The organism is Candidatus Desulfosporosinus nitrosoreducens (genome assembly GCF_030954495.1).
Lineage (GTDB): Bacteria > Bacillota > Desulfitobacteriia > Desulfitobacteriales > Desulfitobacteriaceae > Desulfosporosinus > Desulfosporosinus nitrosoreducens.
The window spans coordinates 133,742-151,228 of sequence record NZ_JAVHUW010000070.1 but is presented as its reverse complement, the minus strand read 5'-3'; the positions used below and the strand labels follow the sequence as shown (position 1 = coordinate 151,228).

At 45.7% G+C, this 17,487-nt stretch carries 17 protein-coding genes; 8 read left to right on the top strand and 9 right to left on the bottom strand.

The window, feature by feature from the left end; translation table 11 throughout:
* Positions 1-271 precede the first annotated feature (271 nt).
* The 3 genes from REC12_RS19890 (at position 272) to REC12_RS19880 (ending at position 2,906) form a co-directional block, all read left to right on the top strand.
* Entirely contained in the window at positions 272-1,567 is a 1,296-nt protein-coding gene (locus REC12_RS19890; protein ID WP_308897510.1) for a homoserine dehydrogenase, read from the top strand.
* A complete protein-coding gene (thrB, locus tag REC12_RS19885) occupies positions 1,564-2,463 on the top strand; it encodes a homoserine kinase (RefSeq protein ID WP_308897509.1) in 900 nt (299 codons plus the stop codon). Before REC12_RS19890 ends, thrB begins: the two co-directional genes overlap by 4 nt.
* Positions 2,464-2,645: 182 nt before the next feature.
* Positions 2,646-2,906 (top strand): hypothetical protein, encoded by a 261-nt coding sequence (locus REC12_RS19880; protein ID WP_308897508.1) that lies wholly within the window; start codon positions 2,646-2,648, stop codon positions 2,904-2,906.
* Between the two features lie 43 nt (positions 2,907-2,949).
* Here REC12_RS19880 and REC12_RS19875 read toward each other — a convergent pair whose 3' ends face one another.
* Entirely contained in the window at positions 2,950-3,855 is a 906-nt protein-coding gene (locus REC12_RS19875) for an NAD(P)/FAD-dependent oxidoreductase (RefSeq protein WP_308897507.1), read from the bottom strand.
* Positions 3,856-4,370: 515 nt separating this feature from the next.
* Here REC12_RS19875 and REC12_RS19870 point away from each other — a divergent pair.
* The gene (locus tag REC12_RS19870; RefSeq protein WP_510167180.1) at positions 4,371-5,126 is read left to right on the top strand and encodes an RHS repeat domain-containing protein; all 756 of its coding nucleotides are present in this window, start codon (positions 4,371-4,373) and stop codon (positions 5,124-5,126) included.
* 18 nt (positions 5,127-5,144) lie between these two features.
* Positions 5,145-5,318, top strand: coding sequence for a hypothetical protein (locus REC12_RS19865; protein ID WP_308897504.1), 174 nt, complete (start codon positions 5,145-5,147; stop codon positions 5,316-5,318).
* 1,107 nt (positions 5,319-6,425) lie between these two features.
* Here the strand turns inward: REC12_RS19865 and REC12_RS19860 are convergent.
* From REC12_RS19860 to nifH, 8 genes are all read right to left on the bottom strand, one after another.
* A complete protein-coding gene (locus REC12_RS19860; protein WP_308897503.1) occupies positions 6,426-6,959 on the bottom strand; it encodes a pyridoxamine 5'-phosphate oxidase family protein in 534 nt (177 codons plus the stop codon).
* Positions 6,959-7,672 (bottom strand): type 1 glutamine amidotransferase, encoded by a 714-nt coding sequence (locus REC12_RS19855; RefSeq protein ID WP_308897501.1) that lies wholly within the window; start codon positions 7,670-7,672, stop codon positions 6,959-6,961. Before REC12_RS19855 ends, REC12_RS19860 begins: the two co-directional genes overlap by 1 nt.
* A gap of 315 nt (positions 7,673-7,987) precedes the next feature.
* Positions 7,988-9,382 (bottom strand): Fe-only nitrogenase subunit beta, encoded by a 1,395-nt coding sequence (anfK, locus tag REC12_RS19850; RefSeq protein ID WP_308897500.1) that lies wholly within the window; start codon positions 9,380-9,382, stop codon positions 7,988-7,990.
* A 59-nt stretch (positions 9,383-9,441) separates the two neighbouring features.
* Positions 9,442-9,792: a Fe-only nitrogenase subunit delta gene (gene anfG, locus REC12_RS19845; protein WP_308897545.1), complete on the bottom strand. Its 351-nt coding sequence runs from the start codon at positions 9,790-9,792 to the stop codon at positions 9,442-9,444.
* Between the two features lie 28 nt (positions 9,793-9,820).
* Positions 9,821-11,383 (bottom strand): nitrogenase iron-iron protein, alpha chain, encoded by a 1,563-nt coding sequence (gene anfD, locus REC12_RS19840; protein ID WP_308897498.1) that lies wholly within the window; start codon positions 11,381-11,383, stop codon positions 9,821-9,823.
* Between the two features lie 44 nt (positions 11,384-11,427).
* Positions 11,428-11,835 (bottom strand): P-II family nitrogen regulator, encoded by a 408-nt coding sequence (locus REC12_RS19835; RefSeq protein ID WP_308897496.1) that lies wholly within the window; start codon positions 11,833-11,835, stop codon positions 11,428-11,430.
* Positions 11,836-11,847: 12 nt separating this feature from the next.
* Positions 11,848-12,174, bottom strand: a complete 327-nt coding sequence (locus tag REC12_RS19830; RefSeq protein ID WP_308897494.1) for a P-II family nitrogen regulator — start codon at positions 12,172-12,174, stop codon at positions 11,848-11,850.
* A gap of 37 nt (positions 12,175-12,211) precedes the next feature.
* The gene (gene nifH, locus REC12_RS19825; protein WP_088225391.1) at positions 12,212-13,039 is read right to left on the bottom strand and encodes a nitrogenase iron protein; all 828 of its coding nucleotides are present in this window, start codon (positions 13,037-13,039) and stop codon (positions 12,212-12,214) included.
* 807 nt (positions 13,040-13,846) lie between these two features.
* Between nifH and REC12_RS19820 the strand changes: the two genes are divergently transcribed.
* From REC12_RS19820 to REC12_RS19810, 3 genes are all read left to right on the top strand, one after another.
* Positions 13,847-14,029: a hypothetical protein gene (locus REC12_RS19820; RefSeq protein ID WP_374214231.1), complete on the top strand. Its 183-nt coding sequence runs from the start codon at positions 13,847-13,849 to the stop codon at positions 14,027-14,029.
* A 117-nt stretch (positions 14,030-14,146) separates the two neighbouring features.
* A complete protein-coding gene (locus REC12_RS19815) occupies positions 14,147-15,757 on the top strand; it encodes an N-acyl-D-amino-acid deacylase family protein (protein WP_308897492.1) in 1,611 nt (536 codons plus the stop codon).
* A gap of 80 nt (positions 15,758-15,837) precedes the next feature.
* Positions 15,838-17,487 carry a M20/M25/M40 family metallo-hydrolase gene (locus tag REC12_RS19810; protein ID WP_308897491.1) on the top strand — a complete coding sequence of 550 codons (1,650 nt, stop codon included), beginning with the start codon at positions 15,838-15,840 and terminating at the stop codon, positions 17,485-17,487.

Here is a 17,487-nt window from a genome sequence, read left to right as displayed (position 1 = left end):
TTTTCTACCCACGGTGTAAATCCTGGATTGGATTCTGTATCGCTTGGACCAGACAGGCTGCCCTCGGAACCCTAGATACACTTCCTCTTCTGTTATAAGACATCCCTATTGCTAACTTTGTGTATATGATACAGAATACATTCCCCAGTGTCAACCCTTTTTCTCTTAAATTAACAATTACTTTAAGAATCCCTTGTCAAAACTTGCTGGAAAGCGGTATAATGTCCACTATGGCAACACATTTGTTTTTATTGAGAGGGGCTGTCATATAATGCCTATTAACATCGGTCTATTAGGACTGGGAACTGTCGGAAGCGGCGTCATCAGCATATTGCAGCAAAATGCGGAAGATATTCAAACTCGAACTCAAAGCGAGATTCATATTAAGCGAATTCTTGTCCGCAACCTCCTTCTTCCACGTGACGTACGAGGAGATTTTCTGCTTACGGACCAAGCAAATGACATTCTCCTCGACCCGGAGATTGATATTGTCGTCGAAGTCATCGGCGGAATTGAACCGGCCCGTTCTTATATATTAGAAGCCTTGCGTCAGGGTAAACACGTTGTTACGGCCAATAAGGATTTGCTGGCCTTACACGGCCAGGAACTCCTTGATGCGGCTAATGCCGCCGGCAAAGATCTTTATTTTGAGGCGAGCGTTGCCGGCGGCATTCCCATCATTGCCGCGCTTAAACACGCGCTGGCCGCTAATCGGATTACGGCCTTGCTGGGAATTATCAACGGCACAACCAACTATATTCTGACTGCCATGGCGGAACAGGGCCGCGACTATGCCGAGGTGCTGGCTGAAGCTCAGAGCCTCGGCTATGCCGAGGCCAACCCTGCCGCCGATGTCGATGGCTTAGATGCGGCGCGTAAATTAGCCATCCTTTCTTCCATCGCCTTTAATTCACGGGTTACCATTCAGGACGTTTTTGTCGAGGGCATCTCCAAAATCACGCGGGAAGATTTAGCCTATGCCGCGGAACTGGGCTGCACGATTAAACTATTGGCCATTGCCAAACATCAAGAGGAAGGCATTGAGGTTCGTGTTCATCCAGCGATTTTGCCCAACACTCACCCTCTGGCCGCGGTCAAAGGTGTTTTTAATGCCATTTACGTCGTTGGCGATGCCGTTGGGGAAACTATGTTTTATGGCCGCGGAGCAGGCTCACTTCCCACAGGCAGCGCCATTGTCTCCGATATCATCCGGGTTATCCGCAACATCCAGGCCAACTCCACGTCTGTGATCAACTGTACCTGTTACCGTAATCTTGGACTGAAGGCTTCCTCCGAGTTCTCCACAGCCTTCTATATCCGCCTTTTAGTTAAAGATGAGCCGCGGGTTCTGGCAACCTTAGCGCTGCTTTTTGCCGAGGCCAATATCAGCTTTGCCTCAATCATCCAAAAGCCCCGCGGGCAGCAACAGGCCGAGATTGTGCTTCTAACCCATCCCTGCCGCGAAGGAGCGCTGCAGGAAGCTCTGGACTCCGTCAGGGCCTACAGCAAAGTCCTCAATATCCACAACGTCATTCGCTTTGAAAAAGAGGAGGAGGCAACGTCATGATTGTTAAAATCCCCGCCACCTCCGCGAATCTGGGACCCGGCTTTGACTGTCTGGGTCTGGCGCTGCAGCTATACAACTTCATCAAAGTTGAAACAGGGCGGCCGTTCCAAATTTCCTTGACGGGAACTTACTGCGAGGGAATTTCCATAGATGAAAGCAACCTGGTTTGGCGAACCATGTGCTATCTTTGGTCAAGAATTAATTACCCGACTCCTTCTGTCGCTTTGACACTGGAAAATCACATTCCCCCTGCCCGTGGTCTCGGCAGCAGTTCGGCAGCCATCGTCGGCGGTCTTGTCGCCGCCAACGCCCTGGCCGGATCACCCTTAAGCACATTGGAACTGCTGCAGCTTGCCAATACTCTCGAAGGACATCCCGACAACGTCACTCCTGCTTTGTACGGCGGAATCACCTTAGCGGTCCCCAGCGAAGAGGGGATTCTCCCCAGAATTTTAGGGCAGGCCGGCGACCTGAAGGCTGTAGTTCTCATTCCCGATCTGCGTTTAAAAACAGAAAAGGCCCGGGGAATTTTACCTCCTCAAGTATCCAGACAAGAGGCAGTTTTCAATATTTCCCATGCCGGACTTTTAATTGACGCTTTTATCCGGGGAGAGTATTCCCTTTTAAAAGAAGGGATGCGCGACCTGCTTCATCAAAACCAGCGGGCGGTTCTCATTCCGGGCATGCTGGAAACTTTAAAAGCGGCTCTGGATGCCGGGGCTTATGGAGCCGCACTGAGTGGGTCCGGCCCTACCCTGATTGCTCTCGCCCCGGAGGCTGCAACGAAATCCATCGCTGGAGATATGTTAAACACTATGGAGCGGCATGGCACAAAAGTCCAGACCAGCGTTCTCGATATTGACGCCGGCGGAGCTGTCTGTTCTATCAGTCAGTAAGCTGAAACATGTCTGGGATTAAACCTTAAATTTATAAGAAATTAGGGACAGTTTTGTAGTTCTGTAACACTAAAGGGCTTGCTTCCATAAATTGTAGTAGTAATATTCCAAATGGCGAATCCCCGTGCTTTTCTAGTTCTTATAGCCCTATGTGGCTAATAAACAGAAAGGGGATCACCTCTATGCTATTTGGGACACAGTTTTCGTCTTGCGGAGCACCCTGTGGATCTTCCAGGCTTGGTTTATTTGACACTTACCCTATCGGTGCGCGATTAGCGATTGGCATAGACTCAAGCTTCTGGGTTGGAAATTTTGGCGGTTTACAAGATGGCGTGGCCTTATTAACCAATGCCCGGTTGTTTTCCAATGTCGGTACTCCTATTGATGGATGTCGCCCGGTGGTTCGTATCCCGATTAGGAATATTACGTTCGTATCTCAATAATTTTGCTTAGGGTAGGGAAATCCTACCCTTCATTTATTTTTACTTATAGAGCGGGAGCCTGGCGATCTGAAACTTTTAAACCATCAAGATATTTCACAGCCTGCAATGCCGCAGTCCCGCCCTCTCCAGCGGCCTTAATCAATTGATACGGTTGACCGGTGCAGTCTCCCGCGGCAAATAAACCCGGCAAATTAGTCTCCAGGTTATGACTCACTTTAATACTTCCGTCTGCCATCTCCAGGTCGGAAACAAGCTGTTCGGCAGGCAGATTCTCTCTGATGATGAAAACCCCGTCAACCGCTAATTGTTCTTCACCAAGATCAAGCCGCTCCACGTTTTGAGTGCCAATGATTTTCTGAACCTTGCTCTTTTTGACCTCAATGCGCGCATCAAGTTCTAAAGGATCGCTGTAATAAGGAAGGTAATAGACCTTGGAACAAATACCTGCCATAAAATTAGCCTCATCTTCCCCTTCCCGGTTATAAGCAACAATGGCAACCGTCTTATTTTTATAGAGCGGCCCGTCACAGGTGGCGCAATACCCCACACCCAGACCAAGTAATTCGGCCTCTCCGGGAAAAAGTTTACTGACGGACACGCCCGTCGCCAAAATGAGCGCGTCCGCTTCCAAAGATTTTTCCTTGCCCACCACGGTGAAGGGGGGGCCGGGATAGATGTTGATTACTTTAAAGGGAATGATGGGAATGTCCTTCTCCTCAAGATGCTTTAAAAAGCGCTGCCTTAGCTCTTCTCCCCCAATGTCAGGAAATCCGAGCCAATTTTCAATCCGGGGTGCTTTGGAGAGTTTGGGGCTGCAGAATTCTGAACCCAACAAAACAAAATCCCGCTTTCGAATCCTGGCATTAAGCGCCGCTGCCATCCCTGCCGGTCCACAACCCACAATGGCCAGCTCATAGTGATCCTTAAGAGTCTGAAGAGCCTCTGACAATTCAGTACACCTCCAAAATGCTGTTCCAATAATGAAAGTGTTCCCCAAACATCGGCAATATACTAATCTTTCCCCAAGTGTTCAAAAGCATTCTCAGCATTTGGCCATACTCTGCTGCGATATAGTAGACCGGAAGTTTACAATGAAAAGAATAAAATTAACATCAGTATCTTTCCGGATTTCTCAATAGATTTAAAGCTAGTTTTCACGAATATTTGAAAGACTGAAAAGGTCAGAATTCCTTAACTTGTAAGAAATCCGACCTTTTTCATATTGATCAGAGTATAACATAGGTTACATACTGTGAACTGCTCCAACAGCGCATATACCCTATCCGGGTAAATGCGCTGCTTTTAGTTTTTTCCAGTTGACCGCTTTGCTTTGCCGGGAGCACTGAAAGCGCGAAACCCATTTATCTTCCATGCAAATCTGTAAACCTAAAAGGCGAGCAGTAATTTTTATCGTCTAATGGCAATAGATAACAATGCACCAGATTATTTGCCAGTGCCGGAACCATCAGCTACCAGTACGATGCCTTGAACCAGCTGACCCAGGAAACAGAGCTGGACGGAACGACGATCACTTATCAATACGATGCCGTCGGCAACCGGACGAAGAAAACGGTCAACGGATCAGCCGTCACGAATTACACCTATGATGCAGCCAATGAGCTGACTGCCGTCAATGGCCAAGCTTACAGCTATGATGCTAACGGTAACTTGACTGGCAATGGGACAAAGACCTTCGTTTACGATGCGGAGAATCACCTGACTCAGGTCAAGGCTTCCGGAGGAAATACGCTGGCAACGTACACCTACGATTATACGGGCAAGCGAACGAGCATGACCACGGCTAGCGGCACGATTTATTACCACTACGCCGGAGATAATGTCGCCTATGAGACCGATGCCAGCAATAATATTGTGGCGGACTACACTTGGGATGCCCAGGGACACCCTGTTACGATGACGAAAAATGGGACAACCTATTATTATCAGCTTAATGGGCATGGTGATGTGGTTAAATTAACCGATGCGAGTGGGACTGTTGTGGCGCAGTATCAGTATGATGCTTGGGGAAATATTCTTTCTCAATCGGGAAGTATGGCTTCGGCTAACCCATATCGGTATACGGGTTACCGATATGATGAGGTAACAGGGCTTTACTACTTGATGGCCCGGTATTATGATGCCAGTGTGGGGAAGTTTATTATAAGGGATACCTTCCATGGATTTGAGAATAATCAATTGACTTTAAATCAGTATTCATAGGCCAATAGAAACCCGGTATTGAATGTTGATCCAGACAGCTATTTCGCTATTAGCGTAAAAAATCTCACAATCATAGTAGATATGGTGCCTGGATGGGCAATCGGCGGTGTTGGGCTTTCCGCCATCAAAACATTTATTATTAAAAAAGGTAAAGCAGAGGCCGGAACTGATATTTACACAAACAATAGCTAGCTAGTAAATTAATCTCGTTGGGAGCACCATGCTCGCGACACATATCATAAATAATGGGCGGATTATTTAAATGAGAATAACCAAAAATATATGTATTTTTTTCTACGTTTTTATTGTGTTATATGTATCTGACCAATTAATTAATTTGGGGATACTCTCCAAGAATTTTATTCATGTATTAATTTTTTACCGATTTTGCTGATTGGAACAGTTTTAATAACTATGTTCTTTAACAAAATAAGCAAAAGGCTGTGATTGTAACTTGTAAGCCGGAAAGACCTTCGTTTACGACGCGGAGAATCATCTGACCCAGGTTAAGGTTTCCGGCGGGCAACAGCAAATCACTTTGGAGTTGAAGTACCATCTCTTTAATCTTTTTTTAATCTTTTAAGTTGTATTATTAAATTATATAGTAATCAGGAGAAACGCTTATGAATTATAGTTTGCTTCTCATAGGCTTGATTACACTAATAAGTATTTGTTATGTAATTATCAGTCTTAAACTTGAGAAAAAATTAGGTTCAAAAAGGGTCCTATTATCAGGAAGTATAGTTTATCCAGTTTTGCTTGGAATTTTACTCGGTTTTATTAGTAATATTGACGGTACTAATAATCCCTTTACTCTAATTCAAATTATAATTATTATATGTATTCTAATTATTGTTTCATTAATATACAGCCTATTAATTATACGAATAAAAGCACAGCGTTTTAAGAAAAGCTGAATAATTATGTATTATTTCTTGATTTTAATATAGTTTTAAGCTGAATAGATATACTCAAAATCCAACAAGTACCTCTTACTCTAGATTTAAGGCACTTGTATACCTACATCAAAGTATCTCGGGTGAACTATTGCCAACCACCCGATAAACATTCCTTGCCGGATATTTGCTGCTGCACCCTTTGACCAATAAATTCAAAGCTAGTTTTTATGGCTATTTAAGAAACCAAGAAGATCAGACTCCCTTAACTCACAGAAAGTCTGACCTCTTTCATTTCGTTATGGCTTCAAATCCAGCAACATCTGGTCCCCTGTGATAAACCCATCCTCCATAAACGTATAAATCACGGTCTTCGGACACCCTGCTATTTTGGCAACAGTCCTTATTGGGTTTCCATGGGGAACAGTTTGTCCAAATCTGCCGAGTTTTCTTTAGCCGTGATTTCCTGAGGCGTTAGCCTGTAAACCGAAACCGCATTCCCATCCATGGAAGAGCGATACTTTTCTATTAAAGTGCCTGTTAACGATTGAGTGTAATAATTGGGCATAAATTTTTCCAGCACTTTCTGGAGAGCTGCGGCAGCCTCATCAGGATCAGTCACCTTTTCCGCCCTTCCGAAGATCATCACACTCATATAGGCCGTATCAGCATGGCAAGGCACCGGGTCAGTCACGGTACCCAGTTCCTTATAGACCGTGAAACAAACGAAGGGATGTTGGGAAAGGATCTTTTCTTTTTTGCCGGAGCCCATGCCGTGAAAGTAAATAGAATCATTGTGCCATACATAGTCCAGTGGAACGGCATATGGGAGAGTATCACTTACCAAGCCAAGCACACCTGTTCTTTCTCTCCCGAGGAAAGTTTTAATTTTCTGCTGATCCGTACAGTTTCTCGTCGTATAACTTACCTGGTTCATCACAGATCACCCTGCCTATCCATCTTTTCTAGTTGCGTTAGAAACATCGCCATCCACTGATTATTTAAAACAATATGTTCAGAATGAGCGAGCAGTTCTTCCGGTGTCTGAACGTAAGTCCCGGGAACCATTTCCCCCGCGCAGTTTTCCACCAGGCTCTTGATGATTGGCGAAGTGGTTTCCATATGAAACTGAAACCCAAAAACTCTTTTTCTATAAATGAAAGCCTGCTGCTTACAGGCATCGCTTTCTGCCAAACATTTCGCCTCTTGCGGCAGAACACTGAAAGTGTCCCCATGCCACTGGAAAACGACGGGCTGGTGAGGAAAAAAGGAAAATAGAGGGGATGACCTGGCTTCTTCGCTTAGACGAATGGGAAACCAGCCGATTTCCGGATAAGGATTTTGAGTCACCTTCCCGCCTATCGCATCGGCAATCAATTGCCCTCCCAGACATAGGCCAAGAACCACTTTGCCCGAGTCAATTGCCGCTCGGATGAACGCTTTTTCCTTAATCAGCCAGGGATAAGCCTCTTCTTCGTAGATATTCATCGGACCACCCATGACTACCAGCCAATCGAAATCCTGCTGCTCAGGCCAAAGGTCATTTTTGTACACTTGAGTATTGGTTATACTAAAACCTTTTTCCTTAGCCCAGTCTAGAATACTTCCAGGATTTTCAAAGGGAACATGCTGCAAATAGTGAAGCCTCATCTCCTTATTTCCGTCCTTTCACCCTTAATTTTTGATTTGCTTAATTGACAAAGCCGCTGACAGTCGTCCCTTGCCGCGAAATTCCTGAGACCGGTCTTCACCAAGCAAACCGATAGCATTCGCGCAAATTTCTGATGAGCACCAAAGGAGTAACAGGGATGCCGCTGGTTTTTTTCCAGCATAGCAGCAGAGATTGACATTTTTGTATCCGACGTTGCAACGTCAGAGCCTAATGATCATTAGACTCTGACTAGCCCGCTAAAAGCCGGTTGGATTTTACCAGCATTACTTACCCAGAACCCTAATTAATTTTCTCTACCATACATTCAGTATCCATTCTTTATTCTTTTTGTGCTCCATATCAGTGAAGAGCGTATTTGCCATCTCTTCGGCCAGCCATATCGCTCCCGCATAGCCGACAACCGGATGGCGGTACAGTCCCGCTCGATCATAAGTGGGGAACCCTACGCGGACCATAGGAATATCATTGTCAATCGATATGAAGCGCCCTTTGGAATGGCCCAATATGAGATCAAGTTCCAGTCCCCGGTTTTTGATCCGATCTTCCAGTTCCCACAGATCTGAATTACAAATAACCTGCATTTCAAAATCAACGTTTTCCTGAAACGCTTTAAGACGGGAATCGTCCTGATAGGTCACATTGTCATCGCCGAGCAGAAGCAGTACGGGTTTCATCTCCAGATCAAGACAAAATTCCGCCAGACCTATGACCAGATCAGGATGTCCGTAAATGGCAACTCGCTTATCGGCAAAAAACATGTGCACAAGATCGGTCAGTGCATCAATGGCAATCCCCCGTTCGCGAACCAGAGACTCAGGAATCGGTTTTTCGGTTATTTTTTTCAGATTCTGCAAAAAGGTATCCGTATTGCGGATGCCGATAGGAGTCGGCCCTATTATGGCTGGAACGTCAAATTCCTTTTCAAGATAGCGGGCGGCTTTTCCGCCTTCGTATTTGTTCAGCGCAATCGTTCCCAAGGCATTTGCCGTGTCGATCAAATCTTCGACCGTAGTGCTGCCGTGAGAAACCGCGCTATGATCCGGGTCCGGCATCAGAGGGGAATCGAAACTTTCAATTTCGAAAAGAACGGTTGCCTCTACCTGCATTTCCGACAGAAGATGCTTAAGGGCTGTTACATCTCCCGGGTTGACCCAGCCGGTAATTAGGTTGAGCTTCCCGTTGGGTTTGCCCTTTTGGGCCAGCGTCTGGACAAAAGCCTCCAGAGCAACATCGTAGCCCGTCACTTGGCTTCCTTTAAAACTGGGGGTATGAACCGGAATGAGATAGACCTCCCGGTCGGCGTACTTTTCTTTTAAAAGTCCCTGGTTAAGTTTGCGAATCACACCCTCGACATCATCACCGATAACCTCCGTCGAGCAGGTTGTGATAATGGGTATGATTTTCACATGGGGATAGCGCATGAGGACTACATCAACCGCTTCCTCGACGCGATGAACGGCCCCAAACACTGCACCATCCTCATGCACTGAGGAAGACGCGATATCAAAGTTATCCTTGAAATGCTGGGCGAACAACAAGCGGACGAACATGACACAGCCCTGTCCTCCATGAACTATCGCCAGACAATCCTTGATTCCTATGCTGGCATATTGTGCTCCCGCAGGCTGACAGGTAAATATTGGGTTGATAATGCCGGCACGTTCTTTATCTTTAATCTCACAAGACATAGCATGACTCCCTTTCCTTTTGATTTTATACGCCCACCGTGACGGCACAGCCCCTGACCTTAATATTTCGGGTCAGTAAGCTCTTCATTAAGTGACCCCTTAATCGTCAGGAAATCGATGCGCTCTTTAAGCCCCTGCATGAGTGACTTAATCTCTTGTTTGTCCATCGAAACTAACCACGGGTACGCAGCTTTAAAATCCTCAGCCAGGATTACGGCATCTACCCAATAGCATTTGTCCGCCGGGGTCTCAAGCGCGACAGGCTCCTCGCACAATAATTGCTGAGTTTTGCTGAGAATCCCCTCGTTTTGTCTCTCTCGGTCCCAAGCACGGGAGTGAAACTGCCACAGACACCATTTCATAATATAATCCACCAATTGCTCAACCTTGTCGCTCAGAGCATCTTCCATAATTTCCGCCATAACTGTCATGCCCCCTTTACACCGCGCTGGAAAGCGGTCCTGGTGATTGCGGATAAGTCTTGCCGCGTAATTTTGTAACACAGTCATAATCACCCGTATACGGTCTTTCCTCACTTGAAGCTGCCTCGTCCTGATTAATATTTACATCAGAAATCATCTGACGTGTCAGAAATCCTACATCAGTAGGTATCTCATCCTTACTGATGTCCAGACCGGAAAGCTGATGAATCGGCGAATAAAGTGCGTTATAGATGTCCCGGGCAAACCTGACCCAACCCTCAAACCCTTTGTAAGGACCGTTGTGATAGGCATGAGCATTGAGGTATTGAACCCGAAGCTTTTTGGCAACCTCACCAGGACGAACCCCCGTGAAGATGATGTCAGGCTTTAGCGTCTTCATGGCTTCAATGCCCTCCAGCTCGTTGGGATCGTCAATGGCCAAGGCACCTTCCTGACAGCGGGCAATCCCCTTTTCCATATCCCCCTGATGGCCAAACTTCGTATACACCGAGACAACCTCGACTCCCATCTCTTCATGAATTACATTCGCCCAGTGCCAGAGTTTGGAACCGCCGGGCCAGAGACAAACCTTTTTCCCGCGCAGACGTTTGGCGTACCAGTCGAGTTCCGGTTTCCAGCGGGCAATCTCTTCGTCGATGATGGCCTGAGCTTCCTTTTCCAAACCAAAAAACATAGCGACCTTCATCAGAGACTGGGACAGTGGTTTAAAGCCAAAACCTTCGATATCGAGGCGCGGAATCCCATATCTTACTCTCAGTTCATTGCAGATGTATTCGGAGGAACGCGCACATTCCAAAACGTTGAGGTGACCCCGGTGCATCCCTCTGAGTGAGTCATAGGACCCATTGCCGGTAAAGCAGGAAAGCACCTGGATGCCCATTCTCTTAAAATAGTCCACCATGACTTCTGTGTCTCCCTGGATGTTATAGTCGCCGACGTAATTGATGACGTACCTGCTGGTAATTTCCGGTTCAAAGGTTCCCACCTTCTGATCGAGCCAGGCAAGATTGATTTTGTGATGTCCTCCCGACTGACTCGGCCCTGCAAATCCCGGAGAATTACAGACAAAGATATCCACGCCGGGCATTTCCTCCATGACCTCCTGGGCAATTGCACCCATATCATCCCCGATCAGGGCCGTAGCGCAGGTTTGGTAGAGGCTCATCCGTTTGATGTCGGGAAAAGCCTGAAATGCCTCAATAATATTTTGCTTGAGAATTTTTTCAGCTCCAAAAATAATGTGTTTTTCCTTGACATCTGTGGCAAAGGTATATTTGAGCTGAAAGTTATCGTTATCGCTGATATAGCGTTTCGTTTGCCAGGTATCGTAAGTGCATCCGATCGGTCCATGACTCATATGAATGACATCCTTCATCGGAGCCCCGATAACATGTTTGGCCCCGCAATAAGCACATCCACGTTCGGAAATCGTGCCCGGAATGGTGTTGAGATAACCTAGGGGCAGACACGATGTCAAATCTTCACCAGGCCCTTTGACGACGGCGTGCTTTTCTCTTTCCGGGATACACTCGCTGCATTTGAATTTGTGATAAGGCATAATTTCTTCCTCCTTTATTTAATCCGGAGATAGCTTCCTTGTTGTTAGATCGCCGCATCTCCGGACTCCCTTGTTCTAACTCGGACCGCATCAAGCGCCGGCAGGACAAAGATTTTGCCGTCACCCACCTTGTACTCTGTTTTATTGGCCTTAATGATCGCTGAGACAATCTTGGGCACAGCTTCGTCATGGGCCAGAATATTAAACATCCTGCGCGGAAATAAACGGGTGCCATCTAAAAATTCGGTGATCATCTTATCCGTAGTCTGATCATCTTTTTGAGCTAGAGCCAACAAAGTTTTTCTCCGCTCAGCAATGATGGATTTGTCTTCTACCAGCTTGCCGCGCCCCATAACCTTTGTAGCCGTAAAACCGGCAGCTCCAGCTTCGATTAGAGCCTTTTTCGTTGCGCTGACCTTATTCATTCGTACAACAGCTAAAATCTCTTTCATTACGCCACTCCTTTACAACTCTGCAACGCCGCTTGAGACGGTATATACTTCATCGATAGGACTGACAATTATTTTCCCATCTCCGAAAGCTCCACTTTCGCTGGTTTTAGCATGCTGGAGAATGACCTCCAGCACATTTTCTTTGTCTCCATCATTAACAGCTAACATAATCAGGCTTTTAGGAATTTCATCATAAAGAACATCTCCAAAGGTAATACCCTTTTGTTTCCCACGGCCTACTACATCAATAACAGTGGCGGCATGAAACCCTGCTTGAGATAGTTCATTGAGCACTACTTCCTTTTTATCCGGCCTGACAATCGCTTTAATCATGATCATAAAAGTGCCCCCCTTCTTTCTGTCTTAGAACCAGCCTTTAATCCACTAAACCGTATTTGACCACCATAGCTTCTAATTCATCCATGGTCAGAGGTTTCGGAATGACGAAATTCTCATTTTCAATGATCTTACGTGCCAGCTCGCCATATTCATGGGCTTGATTTTCATTGGCGTCGAATTCAACGACGGTTTGTTTGTTGAATTCAGCCTTTTGAACGACATTATCGCGCGGTACAAAGTGGATCAGATGCGTGCCGATGGCCGCTGTAAACTCTTCCAGAAATTCTCTTTCCTTATCAACTTTACGACTATTGCAAATAACCCCGCCGAGACGGACACCGCTTTGTCTGGCATATTTAAGCAAGCCTTTGCAAATATTATTGGCTGCATAGACGGCCATCATCTCTCCTGAAGCCACGATATAAACTTCCTGAGCCTTTCCTTCGCGGATCGGCATAGCAAACCCGCCGCAGACAACATCACCTAGGACATCAAAGAACACAAAGTCCAAATCTGAGGTGTAAGCCCCGTTTTTCTCCATAAGATCAATGGCTGTGATAACTCCCCGGCCCGCACATCCTACGCCCGGTTCCGGACCGCCCGACTCTACACAGCGAATCCCCCCAAACCCCGTCTTTACTACTCTCTCAATGGTAACTTTCGATTCCCCTTCATCACGAAGTATATCCATTAAGGTTTTCTGATTCATTCCGCCCAGGATAAGGCGGGTAGAGTCTGCCTTTGGATCACATCCATGGATGAAAACCTTTTGGTCGTAAAAATGAACCATAGCAGCGGCTGTATTTTGCTGAGTCGTTGATTTGCCAATTCCGCCTTTACCGTAAATAGCGATTTTTCTTGTCATTTTAAAAACTCCTCTCTAAATTACCATTCATTTAGGCTCTGAAAAAAACAAAGTGAGCCCCTAATTCCCCTCTAAATTAAAGGCCCACTAAAACACTTTTCCACTCCAAATCATCCTCTGATTTGCTGCCGAATTATGAAATTGTACTAATTTTTCCGAGTTAAACGATGAAACTCATATCACTTTACCACTTAGCTCATTTCAATTACTTGACACCACTACTCAGCTAAGGACCCACCGCCTATTTTCCAGGCCTCTCTTCGTTACTTACAAATTATTGATTAGTTTGTTGCTTGGATTATCAGATGCCATCGCATCACCTCCTTCAAAACTCAGAAAAAACAAAGTGAGCCCTTAATTCCCGTCTAATTAAAGGCCCACTAAAACACTTTTCCACTTCAAATCATCCTCTGATTTGCTGCCCATTATGAAATTATATAAGTCAGGTTAGTTTATTAAACGTTCTCTTGTCACTTTTCCACTCTAATTAGAGATGCATAACTCCCAAACCCACCCGAGCGTGTTCCAATAACGGATGAAGGGAAGAACGACCATAAATTGCTACTGTACTATTTCGTCAATGAATTTTCCGTTTTGTAACTTATTGACTATTGATTTATTTCCATTTGGTATTATTTTGTATCATTATATACATAGCATTTGGTTCGTGTCAATGCTTATATAAACTTAATACATAATCCTTCGCTTTGCTCAATAGCAAGCATCACTAGTCATATGATTTCTTTTTGGTTTTCAAAGTATAATAAGCTCTTTACCATGTGATATAATTGTAAATATATCGGCTATATGAGAGAATTTCATTCTCATCTCGCCATCGCCAGTACTGTTGCCCGTGGCGATGCGGATCTTGGCAGTCCTGCCTTTGACGCGATTTTTGAAATAATCCAATCCGACGAGTTTAAAGCTGAATTGCAGGGATTAGGCGGCTATGACCTCACTGAACCAGGAAAAGTCATTGCTGAGACTTAGCCTTCCTCCACATGATTTCTACTGCAGTCTTGGAAACAATGATTAATCATTGTTTCCAAGACTGCAGCCTGTTTCCAGACGTGAATCAGCAATTTTTAATTCTAAGGTGGCCATAGTATGAATTGTGACCTTTTGATCGTCAATGGCTTCATCATTGATGGTTCGGGAAAACCAGGTTTTTATGCAGACCTGGCCATAAGCAAGGGGAAAATCATAGCAATTGCTCCTAAACTAGAGTGCGCCGCCGGCAGAATCATTGACGCTTCCGGACTTGTGGTCACTCCGGGTTTTATTGACCCACATGTTCATGCCGAGCTTACTGTTTTGACAAGCGGGACTTTTGAGGATTTTTTACGCCAAGGCGTGACCACCACAATCAATGGGAACTGCGGACATTCCATCACTCCCTACTCATCAGATAATATCTATAGGTATATGACTACAAGTGGGCTAATTTCCCCTGAGGAAGAAAAACGGTATAAACGTTCTGTGCCTGCCTGGAACAGTTTTTCCAGTTATATCGATACCACTAAAAGCAGGGGCACTAATGTAAATATGGGATTTCTTTTAGGCCACGGTTCTTTGCGCTGGAGCGTTATGGGCAAAACGACTGCCAGAACTCCGAATGCCGAGGAGTACAAGGAACTTAAGCGCTTAATTGAAGAGGGCATGGAACAGGGGGCTCTCGGTCTATCCGCCGGTCTAGCCTATACCCCGAGCAAATATGCGGCCACAGATGAGCTCATTCAACTGGCTAAGATAGCTCAGAAATATGACGGAATCTATACATCCCATCTCCGAACCTATCTTGGGATTCTCGAAGCCGTTAAAGAGGCGATACAAGTTGGTGAAGTCACAGGGATAAGAGTACAGGTCTCACATCTAACCCCGACTTGTCCTGAGGCTTTCGCCGAAATCCTGTCAGCAAGGAACCGGGGCCTGGAAATCGCCGTTGACACGATTCCTAAAAGCAGCGGACACTTTAAGAGATGGGACAGATTTCTTCAGTTTCTGCTGCCTTCATCATCTCAAACTTATGAGCCTGAGCAAAATAATTTACAAGATACCGCTAGCGCATATAAGGTCAGTCGGAAACTGCTGAAAAAAATGAGATTTAAAGATAGGCTTTTGGTATTTCACACAGCTGATCCTCAGATGGAACATCGGACTCTCCAAGCTATAGCTGATGAAAAAAGGACAACTGTCGACGATCTAATTCTTCAACTCTTGGACAATAACAACCCTAAACTAACATTCTGTCAGGGAGGACTAAACCGTTGGGACTTCCCGGGAACCCCTTACCCTGATGATATTGCCCACAATCCTCTCGTCATGGTAGGCTCGGACAGGATCTTTGGAAACCTTCACGACCCTTATGACTGGTATGAGTTATTCCGAAAGGGAGCCTTCCCCCTTTATTTCAACTTATGTAAACAAAAAGAGATTCCGCCGGAAGAAGTGATCCGAAGGGTAACATCCTTTCCAGCCCAACAGTTCAGATTAAAGGGCCGGGGGCTATTAGCCAAAGGTTACGCAGCCGATATCGCAATCCTTGATTTGAACAATTTCCGCTATCCCTCCAATGAGGAAATTGACCCCCTGAACCCACTGACTATGGCCAGGGGAGTACAATACACCATCGTCAATGGCAACGTCGCCTTAGACAAGGGAATCGTCAAAGAAGTCAAGGCTGGTCAGCTATTGTCGAGAAATGGAGCGATACTATAAAGCATCTGCCCTTGGTTCAGGTAAAGACAAGGATTGCCGCTTTAAATTTAGAAGCACTAATGAATAAGGAGATTACGGTTATGTTAGATTGCCTTAATGAAGTCCTGCAGCTTACCAAAAAATTAGTGAGTATTCCGAGCATCGTAAACACTTCCGGCGAAAAGGATATAGCCACAGCCATTCATCATCAGTTAAGCAGTTTACCTTATTTTATTGCCAATCCAAATCATTTGGTAATGGCGCCAACGGCAGACGATGAAGTCGAGCGCTATAATATCACGGCCTTTGTCAAAGGAACCAAACGTTTATCCGATAAAACCGTGATACTTATGGGACATATGGATACGGTTGGGATTGATGACTTTGCCCAATTTAAGGATTTGGCCTGCCGGCCCGCTGAATTAAGCAAGGCCTATTCAGCAGAAAAACTCCCCGCCAATGTAGAACAGCACTTAAACTCAGGAGAATGGCTGTTTGGCCGGGGAGTTTTAGATATGAAAAGCGGCTTAGCCAGCCACCTTTATTTGCTCCAATATTATGCGGAACATCCTGAGGCTCTGGCTGGAAACCTCTTGCTGGTCGCGGAGTGCGACGAAGAGGACAGTTCGCATGGTATCCTCTCCGCTCTAAAAATCCTTAAAAGGTGGAAGGAAACCTACCGGTTCAACTATGTCGCAGCGATCAATGCCGATTTTGTCTCTCCCCGCTATGAAGGGGATGAAAATCGCTATATTTATAAAGGGTCTGTTGGCAAACTCTTGCCTTCATTTTTTATTACGGGCCAAGAAACACACGTCGGCTCCTGTTTCGAAGGCTTTGACCCAAACTTTTTAGCCGCCGAACTGACCAGGGAAATTAACTACAACCCGCTCCTCATTGACAAGGCCTACGGCGAAACGCCGGCTCCGCCGGTTTCCCTGAAACAAACAGATCTAAAGCCTTCTTATACGGTTCAAACCGCTCTGTCCTCTTTCGTCTATTATAACTTTTTAATACATTCCTGGAGTCCCAAAGAGGTTCTGGAAAAACTCAGGCATCACGCTGAAATCGCCTTTAAAAGAGCTTTAGACACCTTTACCGAACGCTATCTGGCCTATTGCCAACTTAGCTCGGAAACTTACCGCCCAGTCCCTTGGACAGTACGGGTGTTCACCTATGAAGAATTTCAAGAACTGTTGGTAGAGCAAAACGGTGAGACTTATCTCAAGCACATGAAAGAGTTTACGGCGGATCTTCTTGCTGATTCTACCTTGGATCTACGCATGTATTCAGCCCGAGTCGTTGAAGAAGCCTGGAAATTTATGCAGGACAAAAGTCCGGCCATGATCTTGTTTTACTCGTCTCTCTATTCTCCGCGCGTTGAAGTTACCGGTAAAAATGAGCAGGAAGAACAACTGATTGAGGCCCTCGAAAAGGCTATTGCCAAAGTTCAGCCCCACTACCCCAACCCTATCGTCACCCGTAATTTTTTCCCTTACATTTCGGACATGAGTTTCGTGGCCATGAGTGACGATGAAGCGGGAAGCCAAGCGGCCATTTTAAATAATCCGGCCTGGGGCACCAAACACTATGTAAACTATCAGGATATCCGGGACATTAACGTTCCCGTGATCTGCATCGGGCCTTATGGTCTTGATGCTCACAAGAAGCATGAAAGGACTGAGACCGCCTACTCCTGCCAGATTGTTCCGAACCTGATTAATGAGGTTGTCCGGGATATTTTAAAATAG